Origin of the sequence: Candidatus Poriferisodalis sp., from assembly GCF_965208895.1 — a bacterium.
Taxonomy (GTDB): Bacteria; Actinomycetota; Acidimicrobiia; order Acidimicrobiales; family Poriferisodalaceae; genus Poriferisodalis.
In genome coordinates, this window is sequence record NZ_OZ242363.1 from 3,499,928 (window position 1) to 3,516,380 (window position 16,453).

Annotated in this window: 16 protein-coding genes; 8 read left to right on the forward strand and 8 right to left on the reverse strand. The window is 67.4% G+C overall.

Annotation, left to right across the window (positions count from 1 at the left end; all coding sequences use genetic code 11):
• The first annotated feature begins 22 nt into the window (after positions 1 to 22).
• The gene (locus ACOGJB_RS15660; RefSeq protein WP_419838023.1) at positions 23 to 1,801 is read left to right on the forward strand and encodes a UvrD-helicase domain-containing protein; all 1,779 of its coding nucleotides are present in this window, start codon (positions 23 to 25) and stop codon (positions 1,799 to 1,801) included.
• Between the two features lie 50 nt (positions 1,802 to 1,851).
• On the opposite strand, the gene ACOGJB_RS15665 is transcribed toward ACOGJB_RS15660, so the two are convergent.
• Entirely contained in the window at positions 1,852 to 2,043 is a 192-nt protein-coding gene (locus ACOGJB_RS15665) for a hypothetical protein (protein ID WP_419838024.1), read from the reverse strand.
• A gap of 69 nt (positions 2,044 to 2,112) precedes the next feature.
• Between ACOGJB_RS15665 and ACOGJB_RS15670 the strand changes: the two genes are divergently transcribed.
• The 4 genes from ACOGJB_RS15670 to ACOGJB_RS15685 all read left to right on the forward strand — a co-directional run bounded on the left by ACOGJB_RS15670 (position 2,113) and on the right by ACOGJB_RS15685 (position 5,775).
• The gene (locus ACOGJB_RS15670; protein ID WP_419838025.1) at positions 2,113 to 3,144 is read left to right on the forward strand and encodes a TIGR03617 family F420-dependent LLM class oxidoreductase; all 1,032 of its coding nucleotides are present in this window, start codon (positions 2,113 to 2,115) and stop codon (positions 3,142 to 3,144) included.
• Between the two features lie 68 nt (positions 3,145 to 3,212).
• Entirely contained in the window at positions 3,213 to 4,754 is a 1,542-nt protein-coding gene (locus tag ACOGJB_RS15675; RefSeq protein ID WP_419838026.1) for a hypothetical protein, read from the forward strand.
• Positions 4,755 to 4,887: 133 nt separating this feature from the next.
• A complete protein-coding gene (locus ACOGJB_RS15680) occupies positions 4,888 to 5,043 on the forward strand; it encodes a hypothetical protein (RefSeq protein ID WP_419838027.1) in 156 nt (51 codons plus the stop codon).
• Positions 5,044 to 5,115: 72 nt separating this feature from the next.
• Positions 5,116 to 5,775 (forward strand): DNA-3-methyladenine glycosylase I, encoded by a 660-nt coding sequence (locus tag ACOGJB_RS15685; RefSeq protein WP_419838028.1) that lies wholly within the window; start codon positions 5,116 to 5,118, stop codon positions 5,773 to 5,775.
• A 158-nt stretch (positions 5,776 to 5,933) separates the two neighbouring features.
• On the opposite strand, the gene ACOGJB_RS15690 is transcribed toward ACOGJB_RS15685, so the two are convergent.
• The 3 genes from ACOGJB_RS15690 to ACOGJB_RS15700 all read right to left on the reverse strand — a co-directional run bounded on the left by ACOGJB_RS15690 (position 5,934) and on the right by ACOGJB_RS15700 (position 8,786).
• The gene (locus ACOGJB_RS15690) at positions 5,934 to 7,340 is read right to left on the reverse strand and encodes a hypothetical protein (protein ID WP_419838029.1); all 1,407 of its coding nucleotides are present in this window, start codon (positions 7,338 to 7,340) and stop codon (positions 5,934 to 5,936) included.
• 466 nt (positions 7,341 to 7,806) lie between these two features.
• Entirely contained in the window at positions 7,807 to 8,106 is a 300-nt protein-coding gene (locus tag ACOGJB_RS15695) for a hypothetical protein (RefSeq protein WP_419838030.1), read from the reverse strand.
• Between the two features lie 62 nt (positions 8,107 to 8,168).
• Positions 8,169 to 8,786 (reverse strand): 5-formyltetrahydrofolate cyclo-ligase, encoded by a 618-nt coding sequence (locus ACOGJB_RS15700; RefSeq protein WP_419838031.1) that lies wholly within the window; start codon positions 8,784 to 8,786, stop codon positions 8,169 to 8,171.
• Between the two features lie 64 nt (positions 8,787 to 8,850).
• Between ACOGJB_RS15700 and ACOGJB_RS15705 the strand changes: the two genes are divergently transcribed.
• Entirely contained in the window at positions 8,851 to 9,036 is a 186-nt protein-coding gene (locus ACOGJB_RS15705; protein ID WP_419838032.1) for a hypothetical protein, read from the forward strand.
• Between the two features lie 191 nt (positions 9,037 to 9,227).
• Here the strand turns inward: ACOGJB_RS15705 and ACOGJB_RS15710 are convergent, their stop codons facing one another.
• Positions 9,228 to 10,004 (reverse strand): SDR family NAD(P)-dependent oxidoreductase, encoded by a 777-nt coding sequence (locus ACOGJB_RS15710; protein WP_419838033.1) that lies wholly within the window; start codon positions 10,002 to 10,004, stop codon positions 9,228 to 9,230.
• A 119-nt stretch (positions 10,005 to 10,123) separates the two neighbouring features.
• On the opposite strand from ACOGJB_RS15710, the gene ACOGJB_RS15715 reads away from it, so the two are divergent.
• On the forward strand, positions 10,124 to 11,422 hold the full coding sequence (locus tag ACOGJB_RS15715) for an MFS transporter (RefSeq protein ID WP_419838034.1): 1,299 nt from the start codon (positions 10,124 to 10,126) through the stop codon (positions 11,420 to 11,422).
• A 40-nt stretch (positions 11,423 to 11,462) separates the two neighbouring features.
• Here ACOGJB_RS15715 and surE read toward each other — a convergent pair whose 3' ends face one another.
• Positions 11,463 to 12,278 (reverse strand): 5'/3'-nucleotidase SurE, encoded by an 816-nt coding sequence (surE, locus tag ACOGJB_RS15720; RefSeq protein WP_419838035.1) that lies wholly within the window; start codon positions 12,276 to 12,278, stop codon positions 11,463 to 11,465.
• 162 nt (positions 12,279 to 12,440) lie between these two features.
• Here surE and ACOGJB_RS15725 point away from each other — a divergent pair, with 162 nt between their 5' ends.
• The gene (locus ACOGJB_RS15725; RefSeq protein WP_419838036.1) at positions 12,441 to 13,247 is read left to right on the forward strand and encodes a metallophosphoesterase family protein; all 807 of its coding nucleotides are present in this window, start codon (positions 12,441 to 12,443) and stop codon (positions 13,245 to 13,247) included.
• Between the two features lie 46 nt (positions 13,248 to 13,293).
• Here the strand turns inward: ACOGJB_RS15725 and ACOGJB_RS15730 are convergent, their stop codons facing one another.
• Positions 13,294 to 15,321, reverse strand: a complete 2,028-nt coding sequence (locus ACOGJB_RS15730; protein ID WP_419838037.1) for an ABC-F family ATP-binding cassette domain-containing protein — start codon at positions 15,319 to 15,321, stop codon at positions 13,294 to 13,296.
• Positions 15,322 to 15,386: 65 nt separating this feature from the next.
• The gene (locus ACOGJB_RS15735) at positions 15,387 to 16,304 is read right to left on the reverse strand and encodes an LLM class F420-dependent oxidoreductase (protein WP_419838038.1); all 918 of its coding nucleotides are present in this window, start codon (positions 16,302 to 16,304) and stop codon (positions 15,387 to 15,389) included.
• Positions 16,305 to 16,453 lie beyond the last annotated feature (149 nt).

Genomic DNA, 16,453 nt, shown 5'->3' on the forward strand with positions numbered 1-16,453 from the left:
CGTCGAGTCAAATGGAGTGTGCATGGCCCACTTGCAGCCGGAGAACCTCGCCAGTCGCAGCGATGTTCCTGAACGGCTGCATGAGGTAGCTCGCCACCTCCGCGACCAACTGCCCGACGAAGTGACTGTGTGGTTGGAGCGCACCGGGGACGGCGAAGGGGCGGCTCTGCGGCGCGAGTTTGGCCACAGCGCGGCTGCTGACGATGACAGCGACAGCTACTTGGTGGTGCTCGACCCTCAAGCGGGTCTTGCTGTGCTGCAGGCGCCGTCGCGACGGCACCTCAAGGCAACCCGCCGGCGGCGCGCACGCCTCGACGAGGACGCGGCCCGCCGCTTGGTGGCTGATCGGGTGACACGGTTGGCCAGCAGCGTGGCCGCCTGCCCGGTGGACACGCTGCCGGTTGCGCACATCTTGGCGTTGCCGCAGACATCCAGCGCACACGCGCGGGACATCAAGTCGGACTCGCATTTGCTGGTTCGGGAAGACTTCGAGCCGGGCGCACTTCGAATTGCTCTGCAGCGACTGCTCGGCGGTCAGGTGCTGCCGCTCGGCATGGCTGAGCAGGCACACGTCCGTGCGGCGGTGCGACCCGAGATCGTCATCCGAGGCAGGACCGGGGCCATGTTCGGTGCCGCCGACTCGAACGGCACTGAGGTCGTGCGAGCGCTTGACCGTGAACAGGAGCGCACGGCGCATCACATGGGGACGGGTTACCGAGTGCTCCGCGGTGTGGCCGGCAGCGGCAAGACGCTGGTGCTGACGCATCGGGCCTTGCATATGGCGCGCCATTTCCCGGAATGGCGGTTCTTGCTGCTGTGCTTCAACCGGCCGTTGGCGGCTGCGCTTCGGGCGCAGGTGACCGAGGCACCCAACATCGATGTGGAGACTCTTGATCAGCTGGCGTATCGGTTGCTCAAGGCTGCTGGCCGAGTCGACAATTCCCCCGGCGCTCCCGACTTCGATCAGCGTCGACGCGACGCCACAGCGCTCGCGCAAGCAATGGGCAGCGACGACCGGTACGACATGGTCCTTGTCGATGAGGCCCAAGATCTCGGTGCCGACGGTCTCGACTTGGCGTGGGCCATGCTCAAGCCGCGCCGTGACCACTTCGTCATGGCGCTCGATGGTGCGCAACGCATCTACCGGGGCAAGCGCCGCTGGAACCCGCCCGGGTTGACGGCACAGGGGCGCACCAAGATTTTCGATCTCAACTACCGAAACACCGGCGAGGTCCTCGAGGCGGCACTGCTGGCGCTGGGAGACGCTGTGCGCCGCGGGAACCCGAACGAATCGGGAGACGATCTCGATGTGTTCGTGACGCCTGATCAGGCAGCCCGCCGCGGTCGGGCGCCGGTCATGCTCGCGTGCGGCTCGCTGCGCGCTGAAGCCGAGGCCATCGTGAAGCAGGTGGCGCTGCTGAGGGGCGGCGGTGCAGCCCCCGAACACATAGCGGTGCTGGCCGGCTGGCGTGAACTGCGCGATGAAGTGCTGCGTCGCCTCACCAATGCCGTGGAAGTCAAGGGTTCCCAGCGCGACAAGATCGCCGGCGCCGTCGGCAACGTGCCGGTCGCAACCCTGCAGATGCTCAAGGGCCTCGAGTATCGGCACGTCATCATCGGGGGCGCCAACAACATCTGGGTCGCTGATGACGATGCAGCAGAGCAGGACCGTCAACGGCGCCGATTGCTCTACGTCGCAATGACCCGGGCCAGCGAGACGCTGACGGTCACGTTCTCCGGCGAGGGAATCATGGACGCAATCAGTCAGCTGCCCGAACTGCAGGCATCTGCTGCGCGTTGAGCATCTGTGCACCTGAGCCGTTGGCCATAACGGCGTGTTTCGGCATTCTGCTAGGCGATCAGGTCGACGCGCAGCGGCAGCAGATCGGCTGGCCACGGCGCGCGTGCGGTGCGGGCATCGAGCGTCACCAACGGGGCGTCGAGCATCACCGCCAGCGCTGCGAATGACGCGTCATACGCCGTGAAGTTCTCACGCAGTCGCCAGATCACCGGCAGAACACCGTCAGCCTGCGGACTCTCCATCGGGCAATATGCATCGAGCAATCTGGGCACTGCCGCCCGAGAGCGCCATGCACGACGGAGATCGCACCAATGAACAGCACCACACAGCACCGCATCGACGGGGCCACGACGGCCTCGACGCCAGGCGGCTGCGCAGATGAAGCAGCGCAGTTCGAGGAGATGGGCCTCTCGGCGGCGTGGACGTTCGAGGCTTCCCACGACCCGTTCCTGCCGCTGGCACTGGCATCGGAGCGCACCGAGAGCATCGAGCTCGGCACCGCGATCGCAGTCGCCTTCGCCCGCAACCCGATGACGTGCGCCGTCACGTCGTGGGACTTGCATCGCATGAGCGGCGGCCGGTTCATCCTGGGGCTCGGCACGCAGATCCGGCCGCACATCACCAAGCGCTTCAGCGAGCAGTGGTCGCGCCCCGCAGAGCGCATGCGCGAGTACATCGAGGCGGTGCGGGCCATCTGGCACACCTTCGAGACCGGTGAGCGGCTCAACCACCGCGGCGAGTTCTACACCCACACCCTGATGACCCCATTCTTCAATCCGGGCCCGCTCGGCATGGCACCGCCGGCGATCTACGTGGCAGGCGTCGGCCCGCGCATGGTCGAGGTGATCGGCGCCGCCGCCGACGGGTTCTTCGTCCACCCCTTCCACACGGCGCAGTTCATGACCGATGTGACGCTGCCGGCGCTGGCTGCGGGAGCGGAGTCAGCAGAGCGTGACGTCGGCGATGTCACCGTTGCATGCCTGACCATCGTCGCTATGGGCGAGAACGACGAGCAGGTTGACAAGGCGCGTCGCTCTGCGGCGGGCCAGCTTGCCTTCTACGGCTCGACGCCGGCGTACGCGGGTGCGCTCGATCACCACGGCTACGGCGAACTGCAGCCGCGCCTGAACACGCTGTCCAAGCAGGGCAACTGGCGAGAGATGACCGATCTCATCGACGACGATCTGCTCGACCTCATCGTCGTGTCTGGCACGCCGTCGCAGGTGGGCGCCCAGGTCGCCCAGCGCAACGCCTTTGCCGACCGCACGACGATGATGTTCTACGGCCCGCCCCCCACCAACGACGCCATCGCCGAGGCCGTCGCCGCAGCTACCAGCGCGTGAACCAGCCCGCCGAGCGTTGAAGAAATTCCTCTTCAGTCTGATGCGACATCTGAAATGCTGAGGAGTTCATGACGTTCATGCCCGACACCGCACTCGTCAAGCACCTCCACAATGAGCATGAACTGGCATTCACCCTGCTGGACGATCCCACATCGTGGAGAGAGCGGGTCGTCGAAAAGGTCGTCGTCGAAGACGCTGACTACGTCTCCGTATCGTCCTCGTATCAGATCCGGTTGCCGTCGCGGTTGATCCGCCGCTGGTACCCGGACGTGGAAACCGGCACGCTCATTCGCCTGTTGCTTCCGCTGACAACCCGACACAAGGCGGTGCTGCTCGACGTCGACCTTGTGGTGAGCCCCGGACATCATTGTGCGCTGCTGCTCAAGCACCAGCTAGCGCGTCTTCAAACGAACTACATGACATGGGCAGCTCGACCGCGTCGCGACGGGCTTCTTGATCTCCCCGACGCCGACGAAATGCTCTACGCGATCAGCGCCTACAGCCCCGCCATTTGGGATCACTTTCTGGCCGAAGACCTCAATCGTGCGGAAGTGCTCGGTTATGCAGCAGGCGCGTTTCGCTCGGCGTCAGGGAATCGTGGACTGGCGCAGAGGCGTGGCCGCAAGCAGCGCCTGCTCGCCGACTATCTGTCAAGCGGCCTTGCACTCCAGGTCAACGAGGACCAAGTGCGCGAGTGGTCTGAACTTGTCGGCCCGACGCAGCAAATGCTTGGAGAGTCACTCAAGGAGACCGCAGACCCGCGATCGGCCTCGGAGGATTTGCTGCGCTGCTTGCCGTTCTGCGAGACCAGACCTCAGCACATCGAAGCTGTGACAGCCTGGCTGGAGCGGTTCGTACGGTTCGCCAACGATTGCGACGAAGCAACCCGCACTCGTATCGCTGGATACGGGCAGCGCTGGGATGTGATCGTCGACACTGTTGTCCCCGTCGATGTGCCGACGAAAGTTCAGCTGCGAACCGCTCGACCTTGGCACGATGGAGCGGTCCCAAAGCGGTGGCCCTGGTCCCGCACTGGAATGATCACGCAGCGCGTCATGGTGGGTGATGCGCAGTCTGGACATGCAGAAATTCATCTTGCCGATCATGAGGTACGGGTGAAATCCCGGCCGAGCGTGGTTGACCCCGAGGGCAGCGCGATTGGTGTGCCGAGTCTGAGTGCATTTCGTTGGACGCCGGACAAGGCATCGATCTACGTGTCGGGTGGAAACTCGCCGGCCTTCGCCGATATTCGGTTGCGGCTCGGCCTGCACGGGCCGACACATTTGTTCTTGTGGTTACTGATCGTCGCGACCGCTGCCTCGTTGCCCTTTCTGGCCGTGGCCGACAGCTCCGGCTCGATACGCCAGAGTGCAGCCCTGCTGGTGTTGCCTCTGGCTGGTGCCATTCTGCTTGCGCGCCCAGCCACCGGAGCGGCCCAGCGATTGCAGCATCGGCTTCGTGTGCTGCTCTTGGTCGTCGTAGCACTGGCGGTCCTCGCTGCAGCGCGGGGGCCAACAAAACAGGCAAATGGATCAGACGACCAACCAGCGCGAGCCAATCCGACGCCGACGAGTGCGCCGCGGCAGAGCGGTGTCACATCGGGTGCCTAGTTTGTGGCTGTTGCAGCTGGTAATCAAGTAGACATTCTTTGAGACGAGGCTGATGTTGGCCACCGATGCTGCGCGGCGAGGTCCGACTGGCACGGCTCGGCCCGAGTCTTGTGGACATTCCGGAGGGGCAGGCATGACCGAGAAGGACCGGCACCAGCCGAGAGGCGGCGAACAGAGCGAACGCGGGTCAAGAACTGATCTTTGGATCGAACGCGACTTGTCCAGCGGTCGCTTTGTCGAAGAGAAGGCGAACGGCGGCTCGTTCAAGGGGATTCGCCGCGAGCGCTGAGCGAACGCCTGCGCCGAGTGCGTTCGCCCGACGGCAGCCAACAGGTTCTTGGTCGCCCTCCAGCATTGGCTGATGCCTCAGATTGTGGCTGCTGACGAATCGGGACTGCCCGAGGGGCTGCGGCGGCGGACGGACGGCTCGCTGGCGTGCTGGTGGGGCGAGGGCCACGACGACTACGAGGCGTACCACGACACCGAGTGGGGCCTGCCAGTCACCGACGATCTGGGCCTGTACGAGAAGATGTGCCTCGAGGGCTTCCAGTCGGGCCTGTCGTGGCTGACGATTCTGCGCAAGCGCGACAACTTCCGCGCGGCGTTCAGCGGGTTTGACTTCGAGGCTGTGACCAGGTTTGGTGACGCGGACGTCGAGCGATTGCTTGGCGACGCGGGCATCGTGCGGCACCGCGGCAAGATCGAGGCGACCATCAACAACGCCCGCGCCGCGCTCGACACCATCGAGGCGCACGGCAGCCTGGCAGCCTTCTTCTGGTCGTTCGAGCCAGATCCTGCCGATCGGCCCGCAGTCATCGACTACGGCGCGCTGACCTCGATGCCCACGACGCCAGAGTCGACGGCGCTCAGCAAGGCACTGCGCAAGCTGGGCTGGCGCTTCGTCGGCCCCACCACCTGCTACGCGCTCATGCAGGCGTCAGGCATTGTCAACGACCACATCGAGGGCTGCCACCGGCGCCCGATCGTCGAGGCAGCCCGCACGGCACTGACCCGACCGTGACCTGAGAATGTTCTCGCCCAATGGCGGGCGGTTCGCCGTGGACTGACGCGGGGCCGTCGCATACTCATTCTCGCTGGCCAAGGGGCTGCGAGCCGTCCAGGGCAAGACCGCGACACGCCACTGGCGGGAGCCCCGACACCTGTCAGCGCCAGTCGAAATCAGAACGGCTTGTCGTCAGGTCCCACAGCCGAGTGTCGGAGGCGGGTGAGCGCGGCTGCTGTGCCTGCCTCGGTCAACTCCAGCCGCTCGTCGGGCCAAGTGCCATGCGAGGTGAGCAATCCACAGGCTTTCCACAGATGCAGAGTCTCGGAAAACGCCCATGACGCATCATGCGCTGAGGGCGCGCGCTGTTCGCCGTCGTGCGAGGTGCGCCAGCCGCATTCCGTCGCCATCGTGCCGACCTGGGCGTCGAGGTCTGCATCGGCCATCTCGCCGCCGCTGCACAGCAAGGCCAGCGCGGCATGTTCGACAACGAAACCGTCCCACCCGCTTGGGAACAGATGCTGGGTCAGCCGCTGCCACGCCGACGACGCGTCCTGGGCCATCTTGTTTCCTGCCTGGGTCCGGTGCAGCTTGTTGTGGCGCTTGCGCAGGGCGTTGGCTCGCTGCAGCCAGCGACGCAGTGCCGACAGGATCAAGTCGTCGTCCTCGACGTGGCGCTGCTGGTACGGCGGCGGCGGCGTCAGCATCCGCCACGGGCAGTCCTCATGCACGGCACGTATGAACGCGACTCGCAGGTTCCCGGCCTGAGTCAGCGGCTGTTCGTCGCCGAAGCGGGCGAGCAGCCACATCGGCAGATGCATGGCAGCGGCGATATCGGATAGCGGGGGGTCGATCGGGTGCAGCAGCCGGTTCGCGACCTGAGCCCGGGCGGCGCCCAACGACTCGCTCCGGGTGTCGCCCCGGCTGACCCAGCGAGCGAGCCGCTCGGTGACCAGCACAGTGCGCCACGACTGGCCCGGCTGGTCGTCGTGGTCGCTGTCAAGGGCCGAGGCCGCTATCCGCTTCTGCGCCGCCCGCCAGCCTCGCGCTCCGACGGCCAGTTCGCCGGCGGCAATCGCTGTCTCGAGGGCGTCTTCAACAGCGGCGCGTGCGTTCGCCTCGTCGAGACCCATGTGTCTGTTCCACTCGAAGTCGTCGAGATCAGGGGGTGAAATTCCCGAGTCGCGAATTGCTGCGCGCAGTGCTGCGAAGCCCTCGCTGTCGCCCTCGTCGAAGGCAGCGTGCACGGTCGCCGTGGCCTCACTGCGGCAGATCGCGGCGTACCGATGCAGGTCGAGCTCGTCCAGCAGCGTGGCAGCGACACCCGCCAGACGGCCCATGTAGCCGACCTCGTCGGTGATGTACTTGCAGGGAAGCTCGTACCACAGCCACGTCTGCAAGCCGGCTTGCCGCAGCGCGGCAGGCCCCTCGCCCCAAGTGAGCATCTCATAGACCTCCCGGGCATCGGTGCCGCCACCGGGATCATCGGCCTCGATGCGTCGCAGCACCGCTTCCACCTGGCTCGCGCTGATGTCGGCAGGCCGTCGGAGATTGTCACGGGGCTGTGCCTCTGATTGCGTCACCGCGCCATCCTGCCAGCCCCGCATTGTGGCGGAGACGATCCGGGGCGGGCAGATTGGACTTCGCGGAATCTGGATGTGGCGGCACTGCCTAACTGCTGACTGCTGACGGCAGCGGCCAGCGCTCGGCCGTCCGAAGCCCGGCGATCCAACGACCAGTGTCTGGAGAGCGACGACGGTGCTCTCATCGAGTGCGGCCGTCGCCCCAGTGCCGGAATTGGCTTGGCCGCTGACTCGGGAGTGCATAGGTTGCCGTTCAGCACTTCCCTCCGTGCCCGCGAGCGCGAATCCGCGCGCTTGGAGGATCATGGACGGTCAGGTACTCGCTGTCAGGCGGCACGTACCCTTGCGACCCGTGAACGCCGATGAGCTGCTGAGCCGGCTGGTGGCGCGCAAGGCGGCACGCGAAGTGCCGCCTGGCCCCGGCGCAACTCGAATCAGGCACCGGACCGTCCGGTCGGGCTCTCGGTCAGTTCGAGCCGGGAGCGATGATGGTGTCCACCATCGACACGTTCATGCCGCTGACGCGTTCCGGCTGGCCGGCGAAGACGGCCGCACGTTCAGGCGACGCCGCGTACTTGTCGTGCGCGGCTTCGTAATCGCCGTCGTGGCTCACGGCCCAGACGAGCTGGTTGTTCTCACGGTCGACGTACATGAACTCGACCTTGAAGCCGTACTGCTCCCGCACAGCGATGATGTTGGGAAACCACTCGAGCAACGAGTCCATCTGGCCCTCGATGACGTCGTAACGCCGCAGTTGTGTCGCCATGCCGGCTCCTTTGCTTGTCATGTGTCGCCGCTATTGCTAGCGCGGTTCGCAGATGCGCACCATCAGCTGCCGTCGGGGGCCACAGCGACGACGCCGTCCTCGGTGGCCAGATGGGTCATCGGCACGTCGTGGGGCTCCGTCGGCAGCCGATCGAAGACGAGTTCATAGGGGGCCAACCCGACGCGGGGGCAGTCGTCGGGCAGCCGGGCGAGCAGCTCGTCGTAGTAGCCCACGCCATGACCGAGCCGGGTGCCGCGCCGATCGAACGCCACGCCGGGCACGAGCGCGAGCGAGATATGGCGGGGCTGAAGCTCGAACGCATCGGCTATGGGCTGCGGGAAGCCGTAGCGGTGCTGCTCCATCGCGCCGATTGCCGGGTGCAGCGTCAGCGGGCCGTCCGGGGGAGTGCGCGTGACGGCGAAGTGCTGCCATCCGAGGGCGTCGGCCAGCCCGTCCAGCGACAGCTCGCCGGGCATCGCCCGGTAGAAGAGAATCAGATCGGCACCCAGAGCCGCGGGACGGCTGGCAGCGGAGCGTGAGCGCTCATCGAATGCCTCGATAAACGCACGCAGCCCTTCGACAACAGCGGCGGTCGTCGCATCGGCAACCGGCTGCCGATGTTCGCGAATCCACTGGCGCCAGATTGCCTTCGACGACTCAGGACCGGGCGCGCCGCTCATTGAACCGACGCTATGTGCTTCTCGCCAGCCGAGGCTGCCGTCGCGCTCGGGTTTCGATCGTCATGTGATTGCAGGCGGGCGCACCGCGGCTGGCGGCGACCGCTTCCACACGCTCCACCACCGCTACTTCGACCGCAACTATGGCACGTTGCTGGTGCCGATGGACAGGTGGTTCGGCACCTGGCACGACGGCAGCGAAGCCGCCACCGAAATGGTCAAGGAACGCCAGCGCCGCCTCGCCGCCCGCTAAATGCTTGCCGCAGCTACGGCGAAATTCGTACGCCGTGCGGTGGAGCTTGTTCGTAGTGCGATCCGTGAGGCGGGTTGCTGTCACGACATTGAAAGGCCAGCGCAGCGACCCGCCTCACGGATCGGATCCGCAGCGTCACGGTACCACGCTCCGGCACGAAGTCTGCCGCTCAATTCGACGGCTTCTGCGCATCAGGCGATGGTTTCGGGTTCTGTGGTGACCAGCAGTTCGGCCACCGATGCGGTGTTCGGCAGCCGCAGGATGGTGGCCAGGGTGTGGGCCAGATCGTCGGCTTGAATCATGATCGAGGGGTCCACGCCGAATTCCGACGTCATGTCGGTCTGCACATAGCCCGGGCACACGGCCGTGCACCGGATCCCGTCGGGAAAGGTCAAGTGCCGCACGGAGTGGTGCAGGGCCATCGCGGCGTGCTTGCTCATGGCGTAGCCGGGGGCGAAGGTGCCCCGCACCCGCTTGCCCGACATCGAGATCACGTTCACGATGCGGCCCTCGCCGCTGCTGCGCAGGTGGTCGAGCGTGGCGCGAATCATGCGGAACGGCCCCTTCGCGTTCACCTCCCACATCTCGTCGAGCATCTGCTCGGTGAGAACGTCGAATCCGTCGGGATAGGCGACGCCCGCGTTGTTCACGAGGCAGTCGATCCGGCCATGCGCCGCCACTGTCTCCGCAGTCCAGCGCTCGGCGGCACCGCCGTCGGTGGCGTCGTAGCGGTGCAGCGTCACGGCTGGCCCCTGACCCTCGCGGCCGGCAGCGCCGCCGCGCTCCACGCGACCTTCATCACCCGAGACGTCGGTGCGGTATCGGGCCGCTGAGGCTTCAAGGGACGCCAGATCGCGCGCACCCAGCGAGAGCGCCCACCCGTCGGCGTGCAGCGCCTCGGCGATGGCCTCGCCGATGCCGCGGTTCGCCCCGCTGATCATTGCCACGCATCCTGTGATGTCGCGCATGTCGCCCCCCCTTTCGACGGTTCATCCCGACACGCCGCAGCGGCCCGCTGTAGCGTGCTCAGTCGGACCCGCGGGGAACCCGCATGACGACGCGGGGACTGGGCCGGGAGGCTAGAGCGATGGTGCAGAGTTTGTCGGCGGGCGACGGGGGAGCCGCCTACCTCCCCGGTTCACCCGAACGCGACGAACTGGCCCGCCGCACCATCCGGGTGCTGCAGCTCGGGGTGATCCCCGGCGGGCTGGCCATGACGGCGTCGTTCTCGGCATCCACTTTGCTGGCCGACCAGATGACGGGCAGCGAGACCAAGGCCTCGCTGGCCGCCGTGTGCCTCAGCATCGGCGGCACGCTTGCAGGCATCCCGCTCGCTGCGCTGATGGCCCGCCACGGCCGCCGCGCCGGGCTCTCCGCCGGCTATTTCGTCGGCGCCATCGGCGCCACGCTCGCCTTGCTGTCGGCGTTCGTGGGCCGCTACTCGGTTCTCGTGGTGGGCATGGTGCTGATCGGCACCGGTCAGGCCGCCAACCTGGCCGCCCGTTACGCCGGCGCTGACCTGGCCACCGATGAGAATCGGGCCCGCTCGATCAGCCTGGTGCTGTGGGCCAGCACGGTCGGTTCGGTGCTAGGGCCCACGGTGGCGCTCGGCCTCAAGAGTCTCTTCGCCGACACCGAGGGGCTGAGCGGTTTCGCGCTGCCGTACGCCTTGGCGCTCGGCTTGTTCGGCCTCGGCGCCCTCAACATCTGGCGCCGCTTGCGCCCCGACCCGCTGCAAGTGGTGGCTTCCGATGCGGGCTCAACCAGCGTCAAGCTGCCGAGCCTCGCCGAGGCGGGCCGCATTCTGGCCCATCCCGTGGCGTCGATCGCCCTGATCGGGATGATGCTGTCCCAAGCCGTGATGGTGGGCGTCATGACGGTGTCGCCGATTCACATGGCTCAAGGCGACCAGAACCCGCTGATCATCGGCATCATGCTGTCGCTGCACATTTCCGGCATGTTCGCGTTCTCGCCCTATGTGGGCTGGCTGGTCGACCGCATCGGCGGTCAGCTCGTCATCGTGCTCGGCGCGCTCGTGCTCACCGTCGGCGCCGTCATGGCCGCCAACACCGAAGCCCAGCACGCCACCGGTCTGCTGTGGGGGCTGTTCCTCATCGGCATCGGCTGGAGCTGTTGCGTCGTGTCGGCCAGCTCGCTGCTGACAGCATCGTTCCCCGTCGAGCGTCGCGTGAGCGTGCAAGCCACCGCCGACGTGCTGATGACAGCCCTCGGCGCCGCCGCCGGCGTGAGCTCGGGCTTGGCAGTCGAGCACCGTTCCTACGCCGACTTGGCAACCTGGGGAGCGTGGGTAGCAGTGGCGCTCGGCATCGCGGCCGTCGTGATGCTCGTGCGGAACTTCCGGGTCACCCGCCGCCTCACCGCCTGATCGCACACGATCGCAGCGCAGCGGCGCTCCCCAGCCGTGCTCAGAACAGGCCGTCGAGGCAGGCGGTCAGCTTGGTCTCGACCGTCGGCGCTTGCGCGGTGATGCGTGACAGAAACGACACCGAGACGAAGTCGTGCATGACCGCACCGGTGTCGACTTCCACCGGCATGTCGACCGCATCGCCCCACTGCATGGCCACCCGGAATGCCTCGGTGTTGTCGGGATGCGGCTCAAGGCTGACCGAAGTGATCGAACGCGGCGGCACGGTGCCCACTTCGGTGAATCGCCAGCCCTTCATGTCCGCGACTTCGCAGTTGGGAACGTTCAGATTCACCGCCCACGCTTCGGAATGCTCATCGGCGAGCAGACCCTGCAGCACCGTGCTCGCGACCTCGGCCGCAGAGTGCCATTTCTGATCGGCGATGGCGTCTTCCCAGCCCTGGCCCTCCACGCCGAACCCCTCGACGGTCTGGCTGACGGCCAGCCCCGGGATCTTGCCGTTGCGGCCTGTCAACACCGCTCCGACGGTGCCGGAGTGATACACCGATCTGCCGACGTTCGCGCCCGGGTTGATTCCCGAGACGACCAGATCGACCGGACCGAAGGCGCCGAGGCGGGCGAACATGACGCACAGCGCCGGTGCGCCCGACACGGTCCAAGCGTCTTCGATGCCCTCGAAGTGCACCTTGTGTACTTGGGGATCCATCAGGTGCAGGGGTCCGATCGCTGCGCCGGCGCCGGAGTACTCGGAGTCTGGTGCGACCACCACGACGTCGCCGTGAGCGGTCATGGCGCTGGCAAGGACGTACAGGCCCTCCGAGGAGATGCCGTCGTCGTTGGTCACCAGAATCCGCACCGTGTCGAAGGTACCGCCCGAAGGTGAAGCGGGGATGTACCCCTTGTGAACCGGCGGTGCCGCAGCGTTGACATCCAGCCGAAAGTTGTCTGACGCCCAGTGTCAGGGCCCCGGGGGTCGGCCCGGAGTGTCGGCCAGCATGCCGTGGCAAGCTGTCTCGCGGTGATTGGACTGGCTGAGACCGAGATGCCGGGGGCAGGGCACACGCTGCGCGTCCTGCACACCTCCGATGTCCACATCGGCCACGTGCGCGGGCCGCACGGAGCGCACCGCGACGTGTGCCAGTGCCCCATCCACGCCCTCGCCGACACCGCAGCCGCCCACCAGGCTGACGTGCTGCTGATCGCCGGCGACCTGTTCGACCACGCTCGGCTGCGCCGCCCCGACGTCGCGCACACCATGGAGCTGCTCGGCGACGTCGACGCCTCGGTGGTCATCATCCCCGGCAACCACGACGTCCACGACGAACGGACCCTGTGGGGCACCCACGCCGACCACGAGCACCGCCTCGAAGTCACCGGCGCCGGAGTGATCTTCCTCGATGATCCGCTGGGCGCGACCCTGCACTTCGGCGAGCACGACCTGACCCTGTGGGGCCGGGCCATGGACTCCCACGATGCCGACTACCGCCCTCTCGCCGGCGTCCCTGCCCGACCCGACGACGGCTGGTTCATCGCCGCTGGGCACGGGCACTTCCAGCGCACCGCGGACGACGCGCACCGGTCCTCGCCGATCGCCGCCGAAGAGATCGAGGCCACCGCCGCCGACTACGTGGCGCTCGGCCATTGGCACGTCACCACAGACGTGTCCGTCGGCGAGGTCATCGCCTGGTACCCCGGCGCCCCCATGGGAACACCGTCGAACGGAACGGCGTGCCTGGTCACTTTCCACCAGCACGCCGACGGCAGCACCGGAACCGTCGCCGTCGACCACGTGGCTGTCACCCCGCCTCCCGCCGGTTGCGGCTAGCGACATCGGGTCGGCGCACGGGCCCCAGCCGGTCGGCGTCAGCGCGTCAGACGCTTGCCGCCGCCCGCTCGATGCGTCGTTGCAGCGACTCGCATTCGCTCATGTGTGTCATGGCTTCAGACTTGGCGAGGCCGTAGTCCTCAGCCGTCTGCCGCGCCAGCTCGGGATCGTCGTAGGTAGCCGGCTCGCCGAGGAGCGCCTGCAACTCGGCTACCCGGTGTTCGGCGGCTTCCCATGCTCGCTCGGCCGCGACCAGCGCTCGGCGCAGATCTGCTGTCGCGTCGTGGGCGGCTTGACGTTTGGTGGCGCCCTGTCGGCGTCGCTCGGCTGCGGCTGCGCGCGATGTCTGTGAGCCTGCGCTCCGGCTGCCGGTGGCGCTCCCGCTGCCCGAATCGTCGCTGCTCGCACTGCCGGATCGCCGGCTGCGAGTGTTGCCCGCGGTGCTGCCTCCGGCAGTCCGGCGGGTGCTGAGTCCTGGGGGGCGCAGCAGATCCTCGTCGACGCCTGGGTGGAGGGTGGCAGTGCCGTCGCGCACCACGATCAGCGAGTCGGCCACGCTGCGGATGAGGTGGCGATCGTGGGTCACCAGCAGCACCGTGCCCGGGTACACCGACAGCGCATCCTCCAGCAGGTCGCAGCTCGGCAGGTCGAGATGGTTGGTGGGCTCGTCGAGCACCAGCAGGTTGACCGGGTTGGCCATAGTCATCCCGAGCGCCAGCCGCGTCCGCTCGCCGCCAGACAGGTCGGCCACCTTGCGGTCGGCCGCATCGCCCGCAAAGCCGAACCCGCCCAGCATGGTGCGCACGTTGCGGCCCGGCTGATCGCCCACCGACGCCGTGAATTCCTCCACCACCGTGCGGCGAGGGTCCATGACCTCGGCGAGATGCTGCTCGAAGGTGGCCATGTCGACGTTGCGGCCCCGGTGAAGCTCGCCGCCGAGCACGCCCAGCTCGCCCCGCAGCACCCGCAGCAGCGTCGTCTTGCCGGCGCCGTTGGGCCCGACCACGCCCACCTTGGTGCCGCGTTCGATGACCAGGCCGACGCCTTCCAGCACGGGTGCGTCGCCGTCGGCGTAGCCCAGCGATGCATCGACCAGCTCGGTGACCACCCGTGACGACCGTCGAGGCGTGCCGAATCCGAAGCGTGCCGCCAGCTCCTTGCGGGTGGGCACCTCCACCGGCTCGATCTTCTCCAACGCCTTGATCCGGCTCTGCACCTGGCGGGCCTTGGTGGCCTTGTAGCGGAAGCGCTCGATGAAGCGTTCGGTATGCGCCCGCCGCCGGGCCTGCTGTGCCGCTGCCGCCTCGGCTGCGACAATCCGCTCCTCACGGGCCACGACGAACTCGGCGAAGCCGCCGACGTGTTCGTACGCGCTCTTGCCGTCCATCTCGATGACCCGGTTGGCGACGGCGTCGATGAAGTCGCGGTCGTGGCTGACGAACAGCAGCCCGCCTTCCCAGGAGGCGAGCTGATCCTCCAGCCAGGCCACCGAGTCGACATCGAGATGGTTCGTGGGCTCGTCGGCCAGCAGCACATCGGGCTTCGACAGCAGGAGCTGTGCCAGCGCAACCCGCATCCGCCAGCCACCTGACAGCTGCGCTACCGGACGCTGCGCGTCGTCAGGGGCGAAACCCAGCCCGGCGAGCACCCGGTGAGCCTCCGCTTCGAAACCGTAGCCGCCGATCTGGCGAAAACGGGCCTCCAGCTCGCCGTAGCGTGCCAGCACGTCGTCGTGGTTTGTGGCGTCCACGTCAGCCAGCCGTGCCTCCAGTGAGCGCAGCTCGGCCGTCATGGCGGTGATGTCGCTCGCGCCCGCCAGCGTCGCCTCGAGCACGGTGCCCTCGGTGATCTCGTCGAGCTCCTGGGGCAGATACCCGAGCGTCAGTCCGTTCTGGCGGTGGACCTCGCCCTCATCGGGCTCGTTGAGGCCGGCCAGTATCTCCAGCAGGGTCGTCTTGCCGATGCCGTTGCCGCCCACCAGCGCGACCCGCCGGCCGGCGGAGAGCTGCACGCTGACATCAGCGAACAGCCGCCGCGGCGGGTACGACTTCCCAAGCGAGGATCCCCACAGCACGCACCGAGTCTGCCGCCCCGCAGCCAGCGGGGCGCGCTCGATTTCCTCGGCAGGGAAGGCTGGCGCTAGGCGAAGTGAGGCGCCACGTCGGCCATGAAGGCCCGCAGAGCGTCGAGGCGGCCTTCGATGCCGCCACGCGCCACCGGGTCGACCACGAAGTGCGTCACGCCGGCATCTGCGACCTGCCCCACGCTGTCGATCATCTGCTCGGTGCTGCCCGCAATCGACACTGCTGGCTTCATCGCCGACGCCGGGTCGAGGTAGTAGCGCAACGACAGGGTGATCTCGCTGCGGTCGCGCCCCGCCGCGTCGCACGCCTCGCCCACCTGGCGCCAGCCTGACGCAACCTCGTCGAGCGTCTCGAACGCCGCATGGAAGCCGTGCCCGTGGCGCGCCACACGCCGGTAGGCAGCAGCGGTGTTGCCGCCCACCCACACCGGTACCGGGTCTTGTACCGGCTTGGGCTCGAAGCCGACGGCGGGAAACGAATAGAATTCGCCGTCGAAGCTCGGATTGTCCTGCGTGAACAGCGTGCGGAACACCTCGAGCTGCTCGTCGGAACGCTTGCCCCGGCGGTCCCACGGCATGCCGAGCACCTCGGCTTCCTCGCGCATCCAGCCCACGCCCACGCCCAGGATCAGCCGGCCGTTCGACAGCACGTCGATGGTCGCCAATCGCTTTGCCGTTTCGACGGGCGGTCGGTAGGGCAGGATCAGCACGCTGAAGCCCAACCGCAGGTTCTCGGTGACCGCGGCCACGAACAGCAGCGTGCCGATCGGATCGAGCCAGCCCGTCTTGGGCGGCGCTGGGAACGAGCCGTCGTCGGAGTACGGATACTTCGACACCAGATCGGCCGGCCAGCAGACGTGGTCCGAGGCCCAGCCCGAATCGAATCCGAGCCGATCGACTTCCGAGGCGAACGTCATGAGCCCGTCCCGGCTTCCGACGCGGCCCAAGTGCGGCAGAGTGACTCCCCATTCCATGGGCCGACACGCTACGCCGGACTGCCCTGGCTGTGTCGAATCTGGCTCGCACGGCGATTGTCACGCAATCGTCGCACCTTGAACGGGAACGCCTGACTCGGCGCGATTACTCTCGCGCGCACCGCCGCAGCGGCAACGGGGACAGCCGG